This is a genomic window from Aminipila terrae (assembly GCF_010120715.1).
Classification (GTDB): Bacteria; Bacillota; Clostridia; order Peptostreptococcales; family Anaerovoracaceae; genus Aminipila; species Aminipila terrae.
In genome coordinates, this window is record NZ_CP047591.1 from 1,588,870 (window position 1) to 1,611,740 (window position 22,871).

22 protein-coding genes are annotated in these 22,871 nt (G+C 35.6%); 14 read left to right on the top strand and 8 right to left on the bottom strand.

The window, feature by feature from the left end:
- Positions 1 to 161 precede the first annotated feature (161 nt).
- Genes Ami3637_RS07605 through Ami3637_RS07630 form a run of 6 tightly spaced genes read left to right on the top strand, consistent with a single transcriptional unit; the run spans position 162 to position 4,778 of the window.
- Entirely contained in the window at positions 162 to 701 is a 540-nt protein-coding gene (locus Ami3637_RS07605; protein ID WP_162362051.1) for a hypothetical protein, read from the top strand.
- 38 nt (positions 702 to 739) lie between these two features.
- Complete coding sequence (gene yycH / locus Ami3637_RS07610; RefSeq protein ID WP_162362052.1) at positions 740 to 2,218, top strand: two-component system activity regulator YycH; 1,479 nt, start codon at positions 740 to 742, stop codon at positions 2,216 to 2,218.
- 17 nt (positions 2,219 to 2,235) lie between these two features.
- Complete coding sequence (gene yycI, locus Ami3637_RS07615; protein ID WP_162362053.1) at positions 2,236 to 2,958, top strand: two-component system regulatory protein YycI; 723 nt, start codon at positions 2,236 to 2,238, stop codon at positions 2,956 to 2,958.
- 15 nt (positions 2,959 to 2,973) lie between these two features.
- On the top strand, positions 2,974 to 3,771 hold the full coding sequence (locus Ami3637_RS07620; protein ID WP_162362054.1) for an MBL fold metallo-hydrolase: 798 nt from the start codon (positions 2,974 to 2,976) through the stop codon (positions 3,769 to 3,771).
- A 3-nt stretch (positions 3,772 to 3,774) separates the two neighbouring features.
- The gene (gene rlmH / locus Ami3637_RS07625; protein ID WP_162362055.1) at positions 3,775 to 4,254 is read left to right on the top strand and encodes a 23S rRNA (pseudouridine(1915)-N(3))-methyltransferase RlmH; all 480 of its coding nucleotides are present in this window, start codon (positions 3,775 to 3,777) and stop codon (positions 4,252 to 4,254) included.
- A gap of 56 nt (positions 4,255 to 4,310) precedes the next feature.
- Complete coding sequence (locus tag Ami3637_RS07630) at positions 4,311 to 4,778, top strand: HD domain-containing protein (protein ID WP_162362056.1); 468 nt, start codon at positions 4,311 to 4,313, stop codon at positions 4,776 to 4,778.
- 70 nt (positions 4,779 to 4,848) lie between these two features.
- Here the strand turns inward: Ami3637_RS07630 and Ami3637_RS07635 are convergent, their stop codons facing one another.
- Positions 4,849 to 5,688, bottom strand: coding sequence for a copper amine oxidase N-terminal domain-containing protein (locus Ami3637_RS07635; protein WP_162362057.1), 840 nt, complete (start codon positions 5,686 to 5,688; stop codon positions 4,849 to 4,851).
- A gap of 213 nt (positions 5,689 to 5,901) precedes the next feature.
- On the bottom strand, positions 5,902 to 6,231 hold the full coding sequence (locus Ami3637_RS07640) for an ArsR/SmtB family transcription factor (RefSeq protein ID WP_162362058.1): 330 nt from the start codon (positions 6,229 to 6,231) through the stop codon (positions 5,902 to 5,904).
- 228 nt (positions 6,232 to 6,459) lie between these two features.
- Here Ami3637_RS07640 and Ami3637_RS07645 point away from each other — a divergent pair, with 228 nt between their 5' ends.
- The 6 genes from Ami3637_RS07645 to Ami3637_RS17865 all read left to right on the top strand — a co-directional run bounded on the left by Ami3637_RS07645 (position 6,460) and on the right by Ami3637_RS17865 (position 12,620).
- On the top strand, positions 6,460 to 7,254 hold the full coding sequence (locus Ami3637_RS07645; protein WP_162362059.1) for a hypothetical protein: 795 nt from the start codon (positions 6,460 to 6,462) through the stop codon (positions 7,252 to 7,254).
- A gap of 98 nt (positions 7,255 to 7,352) precedes the next feature.
- Positions 7,353 to 8,789 carry a putative bifunctional diguanylate cyclase/phosphodiesterase gene (locus Ami3637_RS07650; RefSeq protein ID WP_162362060.1) on the top strand — a complete coding sequence of 479 codons (1,437 nt, stop codon included), beginning with the start codon at positions 7,353 to 7,355 and terminating at the stop codon, positions 8,787 to 8,789.
- A gap of 462 nt (positions 8,790 to 9,251) precedes the next feature.
- Positions 9,252 to 10,697, top strand: a complete 1,446-nt coding sequence (locus Ami3637_RS07655) for an aminotransferase class I/II-fold pyridoxal phosphate-dependent enzyme (protein ID WP_162362061.1) — start codon at positions 9,252 to 9,254, stop codon at positions 10,695 to 10,697.
- Positions 10,698 to 10,699: 2 nt separating this feature from the next.
- Complete coding sequence (gene speE, locus Ami3637_RS07660; RefSeq protein ID WP_162362062.1) at positions 10,700 to 11,557, top strand: polyamine aminopropyltransferase; 858 nt, start codon at positions 10,700 to 10,702, stop codon at positions 11,555 to 11,557.
- Positions 11,550 to 12,395 (top strand): agmatinase, encoded by an 846-nt coding sequence (speB, locus tag Ami3637_RS07665; RefSeq protein ID WP_162362063.1) that lies wholly within the window; start codon positions 11,550 to 11,552, stop codon positions 12,393 to 12,395. The genes speE and speB overlap by 8 nt, the downstream gene beginning before the upstream one ends.
- A 90-nt stretch (positions 12,396 to 12,485) precedes the next feature.
- Positions 12,486 to 12,620 carry a hypothetical protein gene (locus Ami3637_RS17865; protein ID WP_279286695.1) on the top strand — a complete coding sequence of 45 codons (135 nt, stop codon included), beginning with the start codon at positions 12,486 to 12,488 and terminating at the stop codon, positions 12,618 to 12,620.
- Between the two features lie 95 nt (positions 12,621 to 12,715).
- On the opposite strand, the gene Ami3637_RS07670 is transcribed toward Ami3637_RS17865, so the two are convergent.
- The 6 genes from Ami3637_RS07670 to Ami3637_RS07695 form a co-directional block, all read right to left on the bottom strand.
- On the bottom strand, positions 12,716 to 13,474 hold the full coding sequence (locus Ami3637_RS07670; protein WP_162362064.1) for a hypothetical protein: 759 nt from the start codon (positions 13,472 to 13,474) through the stop codon (positions 12,716 to 12,718).
- Complete coding sequence (locus tag Ami3637_RS07675) at positions 13,471 to 14,916, bottom strand: M56 family metallopeptidase (protein ID WP_162362065.1); 1,446 nt, start codon at positions 14,914 to 14,916, stop codon at positions 13,471 to 13,473. Before Ami3637_RS07675 ends, Ami3637_RS07670 begins: the two co-directional genes overlap by 4 nt.
- Positions 14,917 to 15,110: 194 nt before the next feature.
- The gene (locus Ami3637_RS07680; RefSeq protein WP_162362066.1) at positions 15,111 to 15,503 is read right to left on the bottom strand and encodes a BlaI/MecI/CopY family transcriptional regulator; all 393 of its coding nucleotides are present in this window, start codon (positions 15,501 to 15,503) and stop codon (positions 15,111 to 15,113) included.
- A 170-nt stretch (positions 15,504 to 15,673) separates the two neighbouring features.
- Entirely contained in the window at positions 15,674 to 17,095 is a 1,422-nt protein-coding gene (locus Ami3637_RS07685; protein ID WP_162362067.1) for a Na+/H+ antiporter NhaC family protein, read from the bottom strand.
- 459 nt (positions 17,096 to 17,554) lie between these two features.
- Positions 17,555 to 18,973: a sigma-54 interaction domain-containing protein gene (locus Ami3637_RS07690; RefSeq protein ID WP_162362068.1), complete on the bottom strand. Its 1,419-nt coding sequence runs from the start codon at positions 18,971 to 18,973 to the stop codon at positions 17,555 to 17,557.
- Between the two features lie 211 nt (positions 18,974 to 19,184).
- Entirely contained in the window at positions 19,185 to 20,300 is a 1,116-nt protein-coding gene (locus Ami3637_RS07695) for an alanine dehydrogenase (RefSeq protein ID WP_162362069.1), read from the bottom strand.
- Positions 20,301 to 20,687: 387 nt separating this feature from the next.
- Here Ami3637_RS07695 and Ami3637_RS07700 point away from each other — a divergent pair, with 387 nt between their 5' ends.
- Positions 20,688 to 21,317: a class I SAM-dependent methyltransferase gene (locus tag Ami3637_RS07700; RefSeq protein WP_162362070.1), complete on the top strand. Its 630-nt coding sequence runs from the start codon at positions 20,688 to 20,690 to the stop codon at positions 21,315 to 21,317.
- A gap of 140 nt (positions 21,318 to 21,457) precedes the next feature.
- Positions 21,458 to 22,849, top strand: a complete 1,392-nt coding sequence (locus Ami3637_RS07705; RefSeq protein ID WP_162362071.1) for a sigma-54 interaction domain-containing protein — start codon at positions 21,458 to 21,460, stop codon at positions 22,847 to 22,849.
- Positions 22,850 to 22,871 lie beyond the last annotated feature (22 nt).

Sequence of the window (22,871 nt, forward strand, 5' to 3'; positions counted from 1 at the left end):
TTTGCAAATGTAAAAGCATTTTAAAACGGCTGTAACACGGTTGTAATAATAATAATGTATACTATTTAAAGTAAATTGGTGAATTTTATGCTGTATGCCAGTTTGTGGCACAGTTAATATAAGAGCAAAGCATTGCAATAAGAGGAAAGGAGGAGAAAATTTTGAAGAAGTGCATACTGACGTTTATTTTAATACTAACCTTAGTTTTTGGCAGCGTGAGCATGTCATTTTCAGCAGTTGATCAAGATGTTACCATCGTAAATCCAGTAAATTGCAGTTCTGTTACATCAAGTAATCTCCTCGTCTCCATTAAAATAACGCAACCCAAAACCATAAAAGTCTATGTTTATGAAGTAAGAAAATCTACAGGAGAAACCACATCAGTAGCCTTGGGGGAAAGCGATATGAAAGCCATCGTTCAGGGAACTTACGGGGATAGTGGTGCTCTGACCTATACCCCTTGGGTTGCAGGGGAGAGTTTTACCTCTGTTAATAAGCTGAGTTTTTATACGAAGAATTTGGAAAACAGGAGCCCTGGGGTTTATATGATCCGGGTAGACACTATGTATCAGAACAGGGCAGTATATTCTAGAAGATGTTATGTTACTATTAAGAGTAAAGATGAAAGTAAGCTATTTGATTCTTCTCAGTCGGGAACTGCAGCATTTCTGCAAAATCTAATCAAATCTATATTTAATTAGTAATCAGTTAATAAAAAGTTGTGGGAATGAGATAAAATATGGAAAAGACACAGATAAATATAATTGAAAAATTTAAAAATATATTGCTAGTAGTATTGGTTTTTACAACGATACTACTATTATATTTTTTATGGGGAAGTAAAAGCCTGGAGGCGTTTATATTTAGTGACGATAGTGAGTCATACGAGGTATTAACCAGTGAAAAAGTTCTTACGCCGGATGAAGTGATTCTGGGGAGAGGAAATGAAGATTATATAGTAGCGACAAGTAAAAAGGAAGAGCTCTGGAATAATGAGATATTGGGTACCTTTAGAAACTTTTCACAGGAGACAAATATTCTGGTAGAAGAGATAACAAAAGAAAAGTATAAGGCCGCCATGAAGTATCCATCCATTATTGCAAGATTTCAATATGATATGCCTTTTAGCGAGTTTTGTGATAGATTTAATATAAATCAGCAGCAGGGATATGATAATATAAGTAATCTTACAGAAATAGGGTTTTCTAAAGGAAGTAAGGAAAGTGCCTTTATTTATGATGGGAGCAAGAAAAAGTATTATTGGTTACTAGGAAATAAAGATTTACAGATTTTTAAGAAAGTTGATGACATATCTGCCCAACAGGCTGCTACATATTTTCCTTTAAAAACGTATTTAGGTACAGAAAGTACCAATCAGACCCTTATTCCAGTTGAAAGTCCAGAAGCAATAGTTCCTATTGACTATAAAAGGGATTCAGAAACCGGTGAAAAAGAGGCAGCGGAATCCATGGCTCAGTCCTATTTTGGTAAAACTCTTGATTTTACAAGAAAAATAGAGGAGTCTAACGGAAAAATCATATATATGTACGGATATGGACAGAAAGTTCTCATTATTAATCCTAAGGATGGGTCCATAGAATATAAGGAGGAAATCAAAGGAAATAATTCAGAGCAGAAATCCATGTTCGAGTCACTGGATACAGCATTGACCTTTATTAGTCACCACGGAGGGTTTAAAACGGCTGAAGGGGAAAAGATAGAACCTAATCTTGAAAGTGTATCGGCTATAGACGATAAGAAAGGCTGCTATAGGTTTATATTTGACTTTAAGATTGGAAAAAACAGGTTGTTCTATGAGGAAAACGCACCTGTCACCATTGATGTAAAGGATGGTCAGGTTTCCTATTTCAGAAGAGAATTAATAAATTTTGACGGAAATCAGATTCAAAAGAAGTCTAATCAGGAACGAATTTCTGCCATGAATATGCTGGCAATGAATTATAACTACATATTAACCAAATCTGGTATGGAGGATAAGCAGGAACCGAAAGCTATTTCTTTTGAGGATGTTGCAAATAAAATCGAAAATCTGTATACTGGATATCTAAAGCCTGCAGTTGAACAGCAGAATGAAGGAACGGTGTATAAAGAAAAAAAATTACAGCTGGTTCCGGTATGGGTAGTAGAAGTCAACGGGGTATTTTTATACTTTGACTTATATGATGGTAAGCCTGAAGGGTATTCCAAGGCCTATTAACAGAGATGGAGAAGTAAATGGATTGGTCTAAAGCAAAAAATATTTTAATAGTGGCACTTATTGCTACAAATGTATTTCTCTTGTGTACATATCTTACAAAGAGCAGTATGGATGATGAGGTAATGGATCAAGAGGTTTTATTTACTGTTCTTAAAGGAAAGAATATTTATGTGGATACTAAGATTCCCAGTAAATATGAGAATATGCCAGCTCTTACTATTGAGTATAATAATGATAAACAGGCAGTGATAGAGAAGGCTCTGAAGCAGGGAATCTATAATATACCGGTGAACTCTGGCAAGAGGGATTACCACGACATGGCAGATAAATTTTTAAATGACTGCCAGTTAAACAATGAAAACCTTATCTTTGATAAAGTAGTGACAAAGGAAAAATCTACTGTAGTAAGATATAAAAACTGCTATAAAAATATTGCCATTGGAGACAGTTTTCTTGAAGTATCCTTTCTTGACGGAAAAATAAACGATGTAACCAGACAGCGTTTAACTCTTGAGCCTAAGAAAAAGTTGAAAGTTACCTCTCCAGAAGAAGCTCTGCTAATGTTTATGAGTGAAAAAGATCCTAATGAAGTAATCCATGTGGAAAAAATGCAATTGGTATTTTGGGTAAACAGTTCAGAATTTAACGGAGAGTCTCTTATATCAGATACAGCCTTCCCAGCGTGGGAAATTACCTACAATGGGGGTAAGACGAAATATATCGATGCTTATAAAGCATGAAAGGAAATGGATTAAATGTCATTAAGTTTTTGTTCGTTTTCCAGCGGCAGCAGCGGAAACTGTTACTTAGTGAGAAGTAACGATACAGCATTATTAATAGATGTGGGAATAAGCGGCAAGAAGATTCTTGAGGGACTTAGTGCTACTGAGACACCACAGGAACAGGTTAAAGGGGTACTTGTAACCCATGAGCATATTGACCATGTTAAAAGTCTCCGGATAATATCTAAAAAACTGCCAGAGGTTGAAACCTATGCAAATGCAGGAACCTGGTCGCAAATTGAAGAAAATGTTCCTGAAGAGCGGCGAAAAGTTTTTATTACAGGAGAAACCTTTGCTATAGGAGATATAGAGGTAAAACCCTTCCATATTTCCCATGATGCGGCGGAGCCAGTAGGTTTTTCATTTTTTTCAGAAGGAAAACAAATAAGTATTGTTACAGATACTGGATACATAACAGATGAAATATTTGATGAAATGAAGCAGGCAGATCTTTTGGCATTAGAGGCAAACCACGATGAAAATATGCTGAAGGTTGGAAGATACCCATGGAATGTTAAGCAGAGAATTCTGGGAAATAAGGGCCATTTATCCAATGTCGCAGCAGGTAATTGTCTATGCAGACTGCTGGATGAATGTTGCAGTAAGCCAAGAAATATATTACTTGCACATTTGAGCAGGGAGAATAACTTTCCAGAGATGGCATACCAGACTATAAAAAACGTTCTGGAAGAGTCTGAACACTATCTGGGCAAGCAGTTGCAATTAAATACAATGATGAAAGACGAAATCAGTATGATTTACACGGTATAAAAAATGAACATTACGGTTGTTTGTATAGGCAAATTAAAAGAAAAATACTGGGTTAATGCCATAGAAGAATACAGCAAAAGGCTGTCGAAGTATTGTACATTGGTAATAGACGAACTGAAAGAGGAGAGACTGCCTGACAACGCTTCTTCAGCGGAAGAAGAAGCAGTTAAAATCGCTGAAGGCAGAAGTATATTAAAAAGGATTAAAAAAGAGTCCTACGTTATAACCTTAGAGATTAAAGGAAATCAGTTAAGTTCCGAAAAGCTGGCAGATCGGATTAATCAACTGGGGTTGGAGGGAAAAAGTGATCTGGTATTTGTCATAGGTGGTTCTTTAGGATTGTCAGATGAAGTCAGTCAGCGGGCAGATTATAAGCTGTCTTTTTCAGCCATGACTTTTCCCCATCAGATGATGAGGGTGATTTTACTTGAACAGATATATCGTTCATTTAAAATTAATAAAAATGAACAATATCATAAATAGAATTGTATTACTGTATTATATTAATAATACAGTTTTTTAAAAGGGAGGTAAAAATCATGCATAAACTTTTACAGTTACAAAGTGCACTATTAAAAGAAATTGACAAATATGAGAAACTTGTTTCAGAAAGGGATCAGCCTATAGACTGGGAGCGTGTACATATTTCAAGTTGTGCTAAGCTTGGGTATCTGATGGCAGAAGAGCGGGGCGTAGATCCTGTTCTTGCAGCCTCTGCATGTGCAATTCACGATTATGGAAGAATCATCACGGGTAAACAGGAAAACCATGCAGAAGCCGGATACTTACCCGTTCAGGATTTTCTGAAAAAAACAGGGCTGTTTACAGAGGAAGAAATGAAGACTTTATCCATAGCAGTAAAAAATCACAGTAAAAAAAGTGAAGTGGGCGGGCCTATAGAAGAGATTGTAAAAGATGCAGATGTCTTAGATTTTTATCAGTATGGGTATATAATGCCAAGACAGGAGCAGCAAGCACGATTGGAAAAGCTGTTAAAGAAAAAATAAAATAAGTGCTTAGAAAAAATAAAAGGTGTTGTCCTAAAATGGGCGACACCTTTATTTTTATTAAATTTGTTTATTTCTGAATTGCACTAGTTGTAGTCTTAACTGCAGCGGAAGTTGTTTCAACTGCGCTAGTTGTAGTTTTAACTGCTGCTGAAGTAGTCTGAACTGCACTAGTTGTAGTCTGAATAGCGCTTGATGTTGCAGCTGGAGCTGTAGTAGTTGGAGCTGTTGCAGATTCATCTACTAAAATAGTTCCATCTTTTTCATAAGATACTTTCAGATTAAATGTTTCAAGAATAAATCTCATTGGTACATAAGTTCTGTCGTTCATTGTATTAGCACTTGTATCAAGAGTAACCTGCTTACCGTTTACAAGAGCAACATTGCTTCCAAGAGTTAATTCAATTGTAGTTCCATCTTTTGCAATGGTAACCTTCTTTGTAGCCTGATCATAAGAAACTTTTGCACCTAAGCCTTCTGTAATTGCTCTTACAGGAATTAAAGTTCTGCTTCCTTTAATAACAGGAGGTGTATCAAATTTAAATTCCTTTGTGTCAGAAACAATGCTGTTAACATCAAGAACTTTTACTGTGGAATCAGCTTTTTTAATAGCTTCACCAGCTTTATTTACTGCTGATAATTCATCTGAAGTGTATTTCTTCAGAATCAGTTCTTTTTTCTCTGCAACAGTAAGCTTTGCTTTGTCTTTTGCCTGATCCTTTGTGTCTACAGCACTTGGTGTAGTTTTTACAGCTGCTGAAGTTGTCTGGATTGCAGATGCAGTTGTCTGAGTTGATTGCTTTTGAACCTGAGTCTTTGCCTCATTGTCAGTTTTTGCTGAAGTTGCAAATGCGAAAGCAGTTGATGAAAGCACTAGAGCAAAAATCATAACAAAACATAATTTTTTCATAAATTTCTCCTTCTGATAGACAAACTTCTTCATACATGAAGTATTGGGGTCTATCCTTTTATTCCTTTAATGCTCAATAGTATAGCATAATATTGGAAAAAATCCAATATTTATCATGTTACATATATATTACATCTTTATTAACAACAAAATACAATACTAAACCCCATGCCACTATACAGTTTCAATTGATTCCTTACCTATTGTAATGAATTATGCCTGAAATGTACTGAATTTTTTGGTTGCGTTTAAATATTTCATAAGTATACCTATATTAGCATAATAGTAAGAATATTTATCTTTACTCTGGGACTGAACCAGTTCTGCCTGAACTAATTTCTTTATGTGCTGTGAAATGGTTGCCTGGGAATAGTCGAACGCAGCGACTACGTCTTTATTGCAGACAGGAGTCCGATCTTTGTTGCACTGCATGATATACTGGTATATTTTTATCCTGGCAGGATGAGCCAGTGCATCAGAAACCTGGGCAACCAGTAAGATTTCTTCTTCCTGCATATAGTCTGATTCTTTTCTTAATCTCATAATAACTCTCCTTGTGTATTGCCTATTAACAATATACATTTTACTATTACATAAGTTTATTGTCAATAGCTGTAGAAGAGAAGTATATAATACCTTTACCATGTATATAAATGCCAAAAATATTGACTAAAATTAGCAATATGATAGAATAAAAATAAAGATTAAACTGTAATTATTTTTATTCTTAGAGAATTATAATGAAAGTTATCAGAGCAGGGGGACGAAAAAATGCTGAAGCAAAAATATGCAGAAACTACTTTAGTTGCTACGTTCATTATATATTTTATAAGTGTATTGTTACAAAGTAATTTCTGGGGAAACCTGCTGTCACCAGTTGTAGCATTTCTTTCTTCGCTGGTTATTTATCTTTCCTTAAAAAACATAAAAGACTTCAGAATTTGCTGGTTATTTCTGCTATTTTATACTATAAGCTGGGGAGTGGCAGATTTTATATGGCTCTTATACGATAATTTTTTTCATATAAATCCTGTAAACGTTGCTTCTATAAATGCACTATATACCGTGCCTAATTTACTTCTGATGGTTTCGATAACATGTTTTTATGCACTAAACTTAAAAAAGTGGAATCTATACCAGCTGGTTTTAGACATGCTTGCGATCTCGGCAATATTAGCTATTTTACTCTGGTCTTTTATTTTTTCTAAAACACCCCTTCATTTCCAGATGAATTTTGAATATATCAATACAATGACTTACATATTTTTTGATTTTTATATTATATCCGGCATGAGTGCAGCTTTTATCTCAGCAGGTATCAAAAAAATGAGCAGGAGATATTTTTTAGTAATAGCAGGAACGGCAGTTGTTACTTTTATTGACTACTATTATGCTTATATTTATTTGATGAAACTTTATCAGGAAAATACCATTATTGATGGTATTTATATGATGGGTAATGTATTATTTGCCTTGGGGCAGCTTATGAAGCAGCCCACTTTTCAAATCAGGAGAAGACAGAAACAAAGTACCAGATGGAAAATATCCGAAAACCTAAAAAATTAATTTTACTATTTGTATTATTTTACTATCTGTATATAGTAGGTTTTTTTAGTCTCAGAATCTTGATTATTTCTCTGGGAGTATATCTTCTATACTGGATATTGACAAAACAGATTCAGGAAGGTATTCAAAACAAAAATCTTCTTAAAGCAGAACTTGAAATAAATGAACAGTTGGAAAAACTTGTTGCGGAACGGACCCAGGAATTAAGTCTGGTCAACAAAAATCTGGAGGAGCTTTCTAACAGAGATTCTTTAACAGGGTTGTATAACAGAAGACAGCTTATTGAAAGTATAGATTCATTAATTTTTAGTAAGATTGAAAATTCTTTTGCCTTATTGTATATAGATGCAAATCATTTTAAGGCCATCAATGATTCTTATGGTCATCAAACCGGTGATGAAGTACTGCGGGCTTTAGGGAACCGACTGGTTAAAAACTGCATGCCTCACTGTAAAGTCTTTCGTGTAGGGGGAGACGAATTTGCCGTAATCGTAGGGGACAATGTTGGCAAAGAATATATTTGTTCTGTTGCAGAAAGAATCTTAGAACTTATACAAATGCCCATATTGGTGGATTCTTATTTTTTTACAATCACTGCCAGCATAGGAATTGTATCTTATCCTGAGGACGCAAAAGATAAATTTTTTCTAATGAGATATGCTGACATTGCAATGTATGAAGCAAAAAATACATATAAAGGCAATAATTATATGTTTTTTGATGCGGAACTTAGCAAGAAGATAGAAAGAAAAAATGAAATAGGATTTCTTCTAAGACGTGCGGATTATGATAAAGAGCTGGTTCTGTATTATCAGCCTCAATATAATACCCAGGATCATTCTCTGGTGGGCATGGAAGCACTTTTAAGATGGATTCAGCCTGAAAAGGGATTTATAGGTCCAGGAGAATTTATACCTATTGCTGAAGAAAGCGGCGATATAATTGAGATTGGAGAATGGGTTATCAACAGGGCAATGGATCAGATTAAGAAATGGAATGAAACTTTTTCTTCAAATTTAAAAGTTAGTATTAATGTATCCCCTTTGCAGATACAGAAAAGTAATTTTGTAAGCTGGTTCAGAGAAAAACTTTATGAAAAAAATGTAGATGCTCAATGGATTGATTTGGAAATCACTGAGGGGAGTGCGATGGCACCTGACTCGGCCAATGAGGAGGTATTTGCATCTTTTGCCCAAATGGGGGTTACTACTTCCATAGATGATTTTGGTACAGGATATGCTTCTCTTCATTATATTAAAAAGTTTGATTTTAACAGGCTTAAAATTGCCAAGGAGTTAATTGACAATATATATGAAGATAAAAATGCAAAGCTCATTGTTCAGGCTATTATCATGATGGCTAAAGGGATGGGACTTAAAACCATCGCAGAAGGTGTGGAGGATATGAAGCAGTTTCAGATTCTAAAAATGCTGAACTGCGACGAGATACAAGGATATATTTTTGGAAAACCAGTTCCTGCGGAAGAGTTTGAGCGAGAACATTTAAATAACAAGATGAATAAACATATATCCTAATTCCCAGAAATAGTAAATTATTACTGCTTTAAATCTATTGCAAACAGCTCTGTTATATGATACAATTCGAAACGTAATTAAAATAGAAGGTTTTACAGCCTATACTTACATAGTTATTTTTGACCTAACTTATTCAGTGAAAAAGAGGCCATACGGACAGCCGGGTCAAATGCCGATTTAGCGATGTAATATTCGTGTTGATGAGCAAAAAGCTCATATTTACTGTGGGTAACCACGAAATGTGTTCATAAGAAGAATGTACTTGTGAATGATCAACATGAGCAGTAAAAGTAGAAATTACTGTATAGGCTCTGAAAACTAACGAATTTAAGCAGAAAAAAGCAAGAAATTGTTTCATATAATAATTCATAGTAATGATCATAATCAGGTACAACCATAGCTTATTTTTAAGTATGGTTGTTTTTGTTTTGTAGAGTATTTATTGAAAAGAGAGGAGGATTTATGTTAAATCAGGATAGGACGCCTATTTATAACGCACTGTTAAATTATAAGGATAACCGTATCGTTTCTTTTGACGTGCCAGGGCATAAACAGGGAAAAGGGCATAAAGCATTACTGGAGGCATTTGGAGCACAATGTCTTTCAATGGATTTAAATTCAAGCAAACCCTTGGACAACCTGACTCATCCCACAAGTGTTATTTATGAGGCTGAACAGTTGATGGCCCAAGCATTTGGAGCGCATCATGCATTTTTTATGATTGGCGGCACCACCAGTGCTGTGCAGACCATGATTTTTACCTGCTGCAAACAGGGAGACAAGATTATACTGCCCAGAAATGTTCATAAAAGTGCAATCAATGCATTGGTCCTATGTGGAGCAGTGCCTGTATATGTTAATCCTGGTATAAATTCAGATTTAGGTATTAGCCTGGGAATGTCGGTAGAAAGTATTAAGGAGGCTATCCTACAGAATCCGGATGCAAAAGCCGTTTTCGTAAATAATCCAACCTATTATGGGGTTTGCAGCAATTTGCGGGAAATCGTAAGGATTGCCCATGAAGCTGGAATGAAAGTTCTGGCAGATGAAGCTCATGGTACACATTTTTATTTTGGCAGTAACCTTCCCGTTTCTGCCATGAAAGCCGGAGCAGATATGGCAGCAGTCAGTATGCATAAAACAGGAGGGTCTTTGACACAAAGTTCTGTGCTGCTTATTGGAGACAGTATGGAAGAGAGCCAGGTAAGACAGATTATTAATCTTACCCAGACCACAAGTGGCAGCTATCTTCTGATGGCATCTGTAGACATCGCCAGAAAAAATCTTGCTCTTCACGGAAAAGATCTTTTTGCAAAAATAATGGATATGAGTGAGTATGCCAGGGCAGAAGTAAATAAGATTCAAGGATTATATGCTTTCAGCCGTGAAATCATCGATGGAGACTGGGTGTATGATTTTGATGTAACAAAGCTGAGTATACACACAAGAAATACGGGGCTTGCAGGTATAGAAGTATATGATATTCTTAGGGATGAATTTGGTATACAAATTGAGTTTGGGGATTTGGGCAATATTCTTGCCATTATATCAGTAGGGGATCGACAGCTTGAAATAGAGAGGCTTCTAGGAGCATTGTCGGAAACCTCCAGACGGTTTAAAAAGGATCCTATGGGGTTACTGGTTTATGAATATATTAATCCAATTGTTGTTATGGAACCCCAGAAGGCCTTTTATGGTAATAAAAGAGCTGTTCCCATAAATCAAAGTGCAGGATGCATAAGCGGAGAATCTGTTATGGCATATCCACCTGGAATTCCTATTTTAGCACCAGGGGAATTAATAACAGACGAAATCATGACACACATTATTTATTCTAAAGAAAAAGGTTGTGTGATGATGGGAACAAAAGATATGGATATGAAATTTATAGAAGTTATGGAGGTATAATTATGGAATTATGGTACACAGAGGAGCACAGCCCAAATACGCGTTTTTCAATTAAAGTAAAGAAACAGCTGTTTTCAGAACAGAGTCCTTTCCAGAGAGTGGATGTATTTGAGGCAGAGGAATTTGGGCGGTTTTTAACATTAGACGGATTAATGATGGTGACAGAAAAAGATGAATTCATTTATCATGATATGATTGTACATGTGCCTATGGCAACAAATCCAGACATTAAAAATGTATTAGTAATAGGAGCCGGAGATGGAGGTACTGTCAGAGAATTAACCAGATATGAAACCATAGAAAAAATTGATATGGTAGAAATTGATGAGATGGTAGTAGATGTAAGCCGTAAGTATTTACAAAAGACGGCTTGTAGTCTGGATGATAAAAGGGTAACCTTGTTTTTTGAGGATGGATTAAAATTCGTGAGAGATAAAGTGGAATGCTACGACTTAATTATTGTAGACAGTACGGATCCGGTTGGCCCAGGAGAAGGACTTTTTACAAAGGAGTTCTATGGAAACTGCTATAAAGCATTAAGTCAGAATGGCATTATGGTAAATCAGCATGAGTGCCCTTATTATGAGGCATTTGCACATTCTATGAAGCGTGCCCACAAGAGAATAAGTGAACTTTTCCCTATAGTTAAAGTATATCAGGCACACATTCCTACTTATCCTTCCGGGCACTGGCTTTTTGGATTTGCTTCCAAAACCTTAGACCCTGTTAAGGATTTTAAGAAAGAACAATGGGAATCCTTAAACCTTACTACAAGATATTATAATACGGAACTGCACACAGGGTGTTTTGCCATTCCGAACTATGTTAAGACGTTGCTTGCGGAGGCCAGAAATGAATAATCAGCCGTACTGCTTTATGGCATGTAACAGTGATTACCAGGATGCTTCCGTGGTTATTTTTGGAGCACCTTATGATGGCACTGTCAGTTACCGGCCAGGCACGCGTTTTGCCCCTTCTGCCATAAGAAATGAATCTTTTGGAATTGAGACTTATTCCCCCTATTTAAGAAAAGATTTAGAAGATATCAAGGTCTTTGATGCGGGAGATTTAGAGTTTGGTTTTGGAAACAGCAGGAAAGTATTGGATGAAATCCGGGATATGACGGCTAAGATTATAAATGACAATAAAATTCCTGTAATGCTGGGAGGGGAGCATTTAGTAACGTTAGGCTGTATTGAAGCAATGATTTCAAAATTCCCGGACCTGCGTATATTACATTTTGATGCACATGCAGATCTTAGGGAGGAATATTTAGGCGAAGAACTTTCTCATGCATGTGTGCTAAGACGCTGTCATGAACTTACAGGAGATAACAGAATATTTCAGTTTGGTATACGGTCTATGACCCGGGAAGAAGATAAATTTGCAGAAAAACATATCATCCAGGTTAAATACAACTTGGAAGGAATTGATGATGCCATAGAGAAATTAAAAGGCAAGCCTGTATATGTGACTATTGATTTAGACGTTCTTGATCCTTCCTGTTTTTCTGGAACAGGTACCCCTGAACCAGGTGGTTTATTTTTTAAGGAATTAATGGGAGCAGTTCATAAACTTAAGGATCTCACAGTGGTAGGTGGGGACATAAATGAACTGGCACCCCATTATGACCAAAGTGGCGCGTCCACAGTAACAGCGTGTAAAATACTACGGGAGTTTTTATTAACCATAAAATAAGCAATCCATTATTTTACAGCATATAATTTCAAAATAGGAACAGAATATAAACTGTAAGACGTTACAATTTCTTTTAACGAGGTGAGTTATATGCCAAAGGATAGTCAGCCAGACAATAAAGAAGCACGGATGAAAAAGTGTAACTATCAGACGCCTATCACAAAGGAAAACCAAAATCAAAACAGGAATGCTAAAAAACAATCTATCAGAAATAACGATGTTTAAACTTTTTTGTTTCCCCTTGCTTAGTTTAAGACAAGCAATCTGAAAAAGGCAGTCTCAAAATAATCATAACGGATATTTGAGACCGCCTTTTTTGTTTAATTTATTAAAGCATTTAGTATTTTAATATGTTCATCTGGCTTTCCGTCTATGCTCAAAGAACCTGAATCCCAAAAATAATGCATCTTGAGGCCAGTATTATCTTTCTCCTCCAGACAATAAACTTTCTTATCCTTGATTAACTGCAACGTATAAGCAGCTTTGGTGACTTTGGGAGCTCTGCTGTGCTGCTCCTGATATTTTTTCACTACGTCATCATATATAGCAGGCTGCGTTGCCTGTTCATATTGCGCAATAACTTCCGAAGATGAATTTTCGTCGGATACATAGCTGATTTGAAAAACACCGAATTCTTTATTTCCATAAAAAGCGTGGCTCATATGGGCTGTCTTCGCTTTTAGACCTGGTAATTCCATAGGTAATTTTGGTGAGAAGTTCCAGTCTCTAGTGATTCTTTTTAAATCATTTTCATCGTAAACCGAGAAGGAAGGCATTTGCTCTTTAGTGAAATAACCCTTATGAGTAATTTTATCTGGGTTAATAAAGGAATGAATAACCTGCGATACTTCATCTTCGGATAGATTTAATAAGTAATAGGACTTTTTTTCCATGGTGACTTCAGTTAAATATTGCATAGCATACCAAATCCCTTGATTTTCCCATATAAAGTATTGGTTTTTATCTTCCTTGTAAATATTATCTCCACCGGAAGGATGCTCGTCCTTATCCTTAGTCATAACAGTAAGCTGGGTTCCAGAAATTCCTGCAAATACTTTAGGCGTACTTTTATAGCTCACAATAAAATTATTTTTTGCTTTTGTGCTTCTGTCAATTGAGGAGCTAAAAGTTCCAAAAGATTAGTCTTTGATATTTTCAGTTGAAAGTGTTCCTCCTTGGCCCCTTTCACCATAGCACCGCCCATTGTATTATACCAGTAATTTACAGTCATATAGGATTTATTGTCATCACGATTTATTCTGTAATCATAGACTTCAAATATGGTTGGCAGATAGTTTGGAAGCTGAAATGAAAAATCGGCATAACGACAAAATTGGTCCAACGTATCAAAGTACTGATAGCTGGGATCATATAGCTGAAATTTTGATGGGGTAGAATCGTTGTATGTATTTTTTTCAGCGTAGCTCGGTGCATCTGTCAGGGTAGCGATACCCAATATGATACACAGCACCAAAGCCAGGACGGTCATTTTATTGGTCATTCCATTATGAAATTTATTAATCATTATAATTCTCCTTCTAGTTTGTTTCTTATTTGCGAAGAAAGCAGTTTGATATAAAGCTCCTTTCAATTGTCGATTTTGGAATTTGACTATTTGCAAAATTGCATTGCCGTAAGAGGCGGCCTTATCTTTTCCTATTATTTCCAATACTTCGGCGTCACAGCACATTTCCCAATCTTCTTTGATTCTTTGCGCTGCTACCCATACCAGAGGATTAAACCAATGAATAGAAAGGGCCAGTATTAATATTAAACTCCAAAGGATATCTTTTCTCTTCCAATGTACAAGTTCATGCATTAAAATATATTTCCGCTCATCTGAAGAAATCTGCTCAATCAGATTTGCTGGCAGATAAACTTTAGAATGATAAATACCTGTTAAAACGGGGCTGTTTAATTTTGGTAACACCATAAGCGAAATATTTTTGTTAATCTGTAATTTTTCCTTACAATAAAGTAATTCTTTTAATATTTCAAGGTCTGGCTTAATTTCTAAATCTTTGTTTATATATCGGAACCTGTTTACAGACAGTGCGCTTATTCCTAAAGAGGAAAGACAGCCTATGCTCCAAAAAAAGAAAAGCGTAAGCGTCAATGGGGAAGCAGGTTCTGTTTCAGTAAATGCTTTTATTCCCTGGCTTTCCGTGTGTTGATTAAAAGAATTTTGGGTATAAAATAATTTAGTATTTCCTTTTGATATTGCATCTTTTTTTGGGGCTATATTTTGCATTTGGGTGAACTGGTCTGCAGGTGTATATTCATTTTGTTTTAGAATGGTTTGAATGAACTGATCAGGTGTAGGAATCCAATTCATTAAACTGATAGGGCATTCTGGGCCTACCGGAAAAAGTAATCTCAACAATATAATGAACCATATTAACTGGCGGGATTTTGTGCTTATCCGAGTTCCCATCACTTTACGGAGCAATAGGATAAATAAGATGACAATAGAAACCACCCATGATGTTTTTAGTATAGACCCAAGAACCATATTAACCATTTGTGATATTATCCTTTCTTATAAAATTTACAACACACACAATCGGCATAGGATACTTGCCGTCGTAAAGTTATTTTGATACAATATTAATGAATATTTTATATTGCTATTCTGACATCCAAGATCTGTTCTGCAAAACAGGTTTTAATTATAGGATTCAGAGTAGCTTTATTTTTTCTATGGCCAATAAAATATTAATCTTTTTTATTTAAAGATTGATTTTTTTTCTTTTGCAATAATTGTTCAAGTTCTTCAATTTCGTCATCTGTAAGCATTTCTTCCCGTATAAAGTGTGAGAAAAGCATGCCCACAGCTCCATCGTAGACTCGTTCTAAAAAACACTTATTTTCAATTTGATAATAGTCTTCCTCTGTGACCAAAGGATAATAAAGATAACTTCTGGAGTCTTTTTCAAATCGAATGGCATTTTTTTTATGAAGACGGTTTAAAAATGTTTTTATAGTCTGTTCTGACCAGTTCATTTTTACAGAGAGAACCTCAATAATTTCATTAGCAGTTTGAGGGCTCCGCTTCCATAATAATCTCATCACCTCTTTCTCAGAGTCTGTAATTTTGGGTAAATCCATATAGCTCCTCCTTTCTGCAAAATACGTTTATGCATGTAAACGATACGATCAGTTTACACTTGTAAACAAAAAAAGTCAACTTAAAGATTAATAAAAATCAAATAATTCGAAGACGCATAAATTAAAAATGCTATTGCAATAACTGCAATAGCATTCTTTCCATCATTAAATCAAGCACCTCTCTCTTCTTCGAGCATCGGTTCTTCCGTATTATCTTCAGTCCAAACTGCATAACCAGTTACTGCACAGATAATAGCAAGTATTGGCGTAAACCATAATTGATAGGTATATATGTATGATTCTGTAATTGCAACGCCAAGTATACCGCCCATAGCAACAGCATTATTGCTCCACGGAAGTAAATAAGAAAAAATAGTTCCTGAATCCTCCAGAGTTCTGGACAAAACAGTAAGTTTTACTCCAAATTTTTTGTATTGCTCTTTAAACATTTCCCCAGGGAGTATAATAGATAAATATTGACTTCCAGTCAGACCATCAACCATCAATCCCGCAAAAAGATTCGTCATAATTAAACTTTTTTTACCTCGAATAATCATGTGCAGCTTATTCATTATAGCCGTAGTTGTTCCAGTGCGCTGGAGAATTTCTCCTCCTCCCATAAGGAAAAATACAAGTTCAACAACATCAAGCATGCTATAAATACCACCTCGGTTTAGTAAATCATCAACATTAGCTACTCCTGTTTGGATACTAAAACCCCCAGATATAGATGAAGCTACGGTACTGATATTAAAACCTTGGACTGCTAAAGCTACAATTCCACCGACAATTGTTGTTAGGAGAAGTGCAATAACTGGTGGGACTTTTTTTACAATTAAAACAATCGTGGCGATTGGAACCAGCAGTAAAAATGGATTGATTACAAAGTATTTTTGTAAGGTATCCATAAACAGAACAACGTGGGTAGGGTCAAGAGTAGCATCATTATAACTTATGCCTAAATAAGCATAAACAGCGGCACTTGCAACAAAAATCGGTATGACTGTATAGCACATGGATTTTATATGATCTAAAAGGTTTACCCCTGTAGCCACAACACATAGATTTGATGAATCGGCAAAAGGAGATAGCTTATTACCAAATATTGACCCAGAAAGAACCATTCCTGCAGTTAATGCAGGAGGAAAGCCCATACCAGCACCAATCCCCATAAGTGCCACACCCACGGTACCTGCTGTGGCAAAGGCGCTGCCAATAAAGAAAGAAAGTGCACATAAAAGCAAGAAGCCCGTAAGCAGGAAGAAGGCCGGGGATATAAATTTTAAACCATAAAAGATTAAAGTAGGAACAATACCACCAACAATCCAAGCCCCGATAAGAGCTCCTATTCCCATTAGAAGAACCATTATATCAACAGCTTTTCTCCCTCCGTCAAAAAAATATTCCAGTAATTCTTTAGCCTTATACTTACATACTAGTATGAGTATTAAACCCATTAAGATAATTGCAAGCAAAAATGACATGTCTAAAGGCGCTTTATACAGGGCGCCACCAATACCCACGCAACATAAAATAATAAAAATATTAGTTATTGCAACACCAAACGGTACTGTTTTATTAGGACTATCCATATTGTTGTTTCCTCCTTTTATTTTTAGTTCTTTAGTAAATAAAAAATACATTTAGGTTCTTCAAATTATTAACAAGATAATAGATTTAATAGGATATACACTTTTTCCAACCGAAAGCAAATTCTTTCCTCCTTTCAATGTCATACAGAAATGTAATGGTATTAAACTTTCACATATTTGTTCATTAACTTAACAAAGTAAAAGAATGTGTTATACTTGTTATAAGCAACATATATGCCAAACCATTTTATTGTTAGAAAGCCTTAAAAACCAACACTTACAAGGAGATTAAAAAAATCCAAATATAGGTTTGCTCAATTATTAGCACTAAAAATATAAAATTAAAAAAAAACGCCAAGTAAATGGCGTTTTTTGATTAAAACGACAATTCAATGTCGCCTCATACTAAAACAATAACAGAATCAAGCTTGGGGGAAGAGATTATCTTTATTTCTGGGGCTACTTATAATTCTCTATACCCAGCTTATCAATTCTGAATTTTAAAGTCTGACGGGGCATACAAAGCATCTCTGCTGCACGGGAAACATTACCATTGGATAAACTCAGGGCATTGATGATATGTTCTCTTTCTACCTTTTCCAAGGTCTCCTTCAATGGAGTTCCAAAGTGAGCCGGTGTCTCCAGGCCAACCATACTATCTATGCTATTTTCTCCCATATTAATTAGTTCCATTAAATAGGCTGGAAGATTTTTGGTGGTCAAAGTTGCTTCTTCTGAGACATTCACCATAGATTCAATTACATGCCGTAATTCTCTGACATTACCCGGCCAATGATACTTTTGAAGGACTTTTCTTAAGTTAGGAGATAGTTTAAAAACATGATTATGACATTTACTATTAAAGTGATTTAAAAAATAATTGATATATAAAGAGATGTCTTCGGTTCTCTCTCGTAGAGGAGTCAGATAAATTACATTACTGCTTAAGCGGTAAAACAGATCTTCCCTTAATAGATTATCTTTGATTAACTGCATGGGATTTTTGTTCATAGCAGCAATGACTTTTACATTTACACTCTTCTCGGAGACGCTGCCAACAGGTCTGACTTTTCCATCCTGTAGTACCCTAAGCAGTTTTGGTTGTAGATGTACAGGCATTGAATTAAGTTCGTCGAGAAATAGTATTCCTCCATCAGCCATCTCAAACAAGCCCACTCTGTTTTCGGCCCCTGTAAAGGCCCCTTTCACAGACCCAAAGAGAATGGAGTCAAACAACGTTTCTGGTATAGCTGCACAATTTTGGGCAATATACTTCCCTTTACGAGTTTTGTTGCTATTAACCATTGCTTTAACAAACAGCTCCTTACCCGTTCCTGTTTCTCCATATATTAATGTTGGGTTATCTTCAAATGCATATATTTTAGCTTTGCGTATTTGTTCCAGCATGCCGGTGCTCTTTGTGATTATACTATCAAAGCTGATATCATCACTTGTTGTTTTATTAGGCTGACTGGAATAAGTTCGAGGTAAGGTTTTATTAGGACACTCCAAGTCACCTACAGAAGTGATATCCTGTGAAAGTTCAATTGCACCGATAACTTTTCCAAACCGTATGATAGGAAAGGTAATATTATTTGTAGTATATACTTTTCCTGTCATATCGCTAAAGGTCTGACCTTCACGAATAACGGTTTTACCATATTGAAGTACTTGAACCATAGCGCTTTCGTCGTGGTCAAGGTTAGGGTACAGTTCAAAATACCGTTTGTTGTTATATGCCGTATACTCATTTTCATTGAATCCGAAGCGACTGCCAAAATGGGGATTGAATCTGGTAGTATAAATAATATTATAATTCTTATCAACGAACATCATTGAGTCAACATATTTGAAGATATCTTTCGGATTAATAGCCATAATGATTGTTTGAACCTTTGCATAAGGAAGATTTAACTTTCCCTACACATTTCCTTTCTTTTGAATCTCGCAAACTTATAGTATGTACACCTTTATATTATAACATTTTTAATAGAATAGCAGCAATAATGGCCAAAAAGGAAACTCTGGCCATAATTACTGCTATATTTTTACATTATTAAGTTGTTTTAAATTAAAGCTATTTCAATAATTAGATTCCTAATACTTCTTCAGGTGTCTTGTATGGCCTGTTTTGCTTTAAAGCGGTTTCTTTCAATGTTAGTGAACCCGTATAAAAGCATAGTCCTTTTCGTAGTACTGGATTTTCCTTTAAAGCAGTTTCATAGCCTTTATCTGCAATTTCAAGGGTGAAAGGTAGGGAATGATTGCAGAGAGAAACACTTGCCGCCTGGGAAAATGCAGAAGGAATATTGTCAACACAATAATGCATGATACCTTCTTCAGAATAAACCGGATTATCATGGGATGTGGAATGGCAGGTTTCAATTGCTCCATTGTCATCACAGGATACGTCTACAATTAAAGAATTAGTTTTCATAAGTTTTAACATTTTCCTATCAATTAAATGATCTTTTCTCCATTTTGGCCAGAGAATGCAATTTATTATTACATCAGAGTTTGTTAAAGCATTTAGTAAATTTGTCTGGTCAGAGTATAAAAGTTCAATATTAGAAGGAAGAACTTCTTTTGCCTTCTTAAGCTTCTCAAGATCAATATCTAAAATTACAACTTTATTACCGAAAGAAGCTGCAAGTTCTGCTGCTCCCATTCCTGCAGCACCTGCTCCAATTATAGTTATCTGTGGTGTTTGCACACCAGGGATTCTGGCTAGCAGAATACCTTTTCCTCCATGAACTTTTTGAGAAAAATGGCAGGCAGCTAAGAAACCTCCCTTTCCTGCAAATTCACTCATAGGGCTTAAAAGAGGAAAATTCCCTTTTCCTTCTTCAATGTCTTCATAAGAAATGCCAATAACTTTTGAATTTAAAAATGCATCTGTCTCTTCTGGATGAGCATTAGAATGGATATAGGTAAAAACAATAAGGTTTTCCCTCAAATACTTATACTCTTCTGGAAAGAATTCTTTTACCTTGTAAATCATTTCAGATTGGGAGAACAATTCATCTTTTGATACAATTTTTGCGCCGGCTTTTTCATATTCTTCATTTTGCATATTGCTGCCTATACCTGCATCTTTTTCAACCAGCACAATATGGCCACGGCTGGTTAAAGTCTGAACACCAGCAGGAGTTGCTGCAACTCTGTATTCGTTGGGTTTAATTTCCTTTGGTACTCCAATAATCATTTTAATCTCTCCTTTTAATATAAAATATGGGCTCATTAGCACCGACAGATTCATTCAATAGCTTTAGGAATCTGTTATAATTTGTAATTAGCAACATATGTGCCAATGGTTTTTGCTATAAAAAAGATTGAAAAATCAACAGTTTGGAAATATGGAAAAATTCGAATATCGTGCATTGCTCGATTCTTAGCACTAAAGATATAAATGGTTATAAAAGTGACAAATAAATGGCACTTTTAAATCAAAGTGACAATTCTATGTCATCTGGTACTTTTAAAGGAGAGAAAAAGTTACTACTAATTTTTAATATAGTAATTTTGTTTTAAACCCATTAATATAATTATTGTATATAGTTGTAGGTAAATAAAGAAAAAACGGGGTGAGACTTTGGAGGATACCATAAATTCCAAGGATTACTGGAATATAAGATTTAAAGGGGACTGGCAGGAAGCTGAAGGCGTAGAGCAAACGGAATTCTTTGGTAATATAATCTGCGAATTTCTGCCTCAGTGGCTGACCGAACAAATTAAAGAAAATCATTTTAATATTTGTGATATGGGCTGTGCTTTAGGCGGAGCTGTGAAAATTATATCAGAGCAGTTAAAATGCAAAGTCCAGGGATACGATTTCTCGGAAGAAGCTATTAAAATAGCCAGGGAACTTTACCCGGATTATGAATTTAATGTTCTGGATTTAAATTACATACCAGAAGAATTTAAATGTGACATATCAATTTGTTCAAATGTCCTTGAGCATTTTGAAGACCCTTGGAACATTGTAAATAATCTAATGAAAGTTACAAATAAATATGTAATTCTGCTGTGTCCATATCAGGAGAAGCTGGAAGTAGATGAACATGTCTACTATTTTTCTGATGAGGTTATTCCTGTTCGTATAAGTGGATATAATCTTGTTCATAAAAGTGTGATAGATGCAGAGGCTAAAACCCCCACTTATTATCCTGGCATGGAAATTCTATTAATCTATGCCAGAATGGTACAGTTAAGGAATGTATAATTTCAAAAGATGTATTGGTGTTTAAAGAAATAGTTTTAAAACAGATGCAAATTTATTTGCACTTGTTTTTTTTTTGCTGTAGAATAGTATTGAAATATTCATTTTTAATAGTAGCCGCAGAAAATTTACAAGGGGGAGAAATGAACGCAAAGCAATATGAAAAGATTATACAGGAGCTTGCCAATATTATTGACGAGGGCATTCATATAGTAAACGTGGAAGGTAAGAGTATCATTTATAATCAGGCTATGGCTAACCTTGAAAAAACCAACAGAGAAGATGTTATAGGTAAACCTTTCAGGGTTGTTTTCTCTCATATACCTGAAGGAGAAAGTACTCTGTTAAGGGCTCTGAGGCAGGCTGAACCTACATTAAATAAGCAGCAGACCTATTTAAACCGTTATGGAAAGGAAATAACTACGGTAAATACTACTATTCCCATTATAGATGACTCTGGAAAAGTTGTAGCGGCCCTTGAGATAGCCAAGGATATAACTGACTTTAAAGCCATGTCCAATACAATCTTAGAGCTTCAAAGAGAAGCCATTCCAGAACATAAAGTTACTATTCCTAAAATAAGAAAATATAGTTTTAAAGATATAATCGGGCAAAACAGACGATTAAAACATCAGCTTGATATTGCTGCAAGGGCCTCTAAAACAGATGCGGCAGTTTTTATATATGGAGAAACGGGTACTGGTAAAGAGTTAATGGCACAAAGCATTCATTTTAACAGTGCCAGAAGGAGTAAACCTTTTCTTGCACAAAACTGTGCAGCATTACCGGAAAGTTTACTGGAGGGAATTCTTTTTGGTACTGCCAGAGGTGGATTTACGGGGGCCGTAGATCGTGCAGGGCTTTTTGAGCAGGCCAATGGGGGAACACTTCTTTTGGATGAGATAAGTGCCATGCCTTATGAGTTGCAAAGTAAATTACTGCGTGTACTTCAGGAGGATTACATAAGGCGTGTAGGGGGAAGCCGGGATATTCCTATTGATGTAAGAATTATTGCTACCGTAAATGAAACCCCGGAAAAACTTATAAACAGTGGACTTTTGCGAAAGGATTTGTATTATAGGTTAAACATTATAAATATAAGCATTCCATCTCTCAGGGAGCGCAAAGATGATATCCCTATACTGGTTGAGCATTTCCTTGAAAAGCATAATAAAAGATTCCAGAAGGAAGTGTGGATGCTATCAGAAGGGGCTCTGGAGAAACTTGAAAATTATGATTATCCCGGTAATGTGAGAGAGCTGGAAAATTTGATAATGTCTGCAGTATCCTTGTCAGACAGAGAACATGTGCTTACAGAAAAATACCTTCAGATGCCTAAAGAGGTTGAAATTGCTAATGTCGAGGCGGATTATGATCCTGAACTGATGAGCATAGATCAATACCTGGAATTCTTAGAAATAAATATTATAAAGGAAAAGATGGCAGATTTCGGAGGTAATATTTCGAAAACCGCTGAAGTGTTAGGAATTAAAAGGCAGACTTTGCAGCATAAAATAAAAAAGTATCAGATTTAATATAATAATTGGAGCATGATTG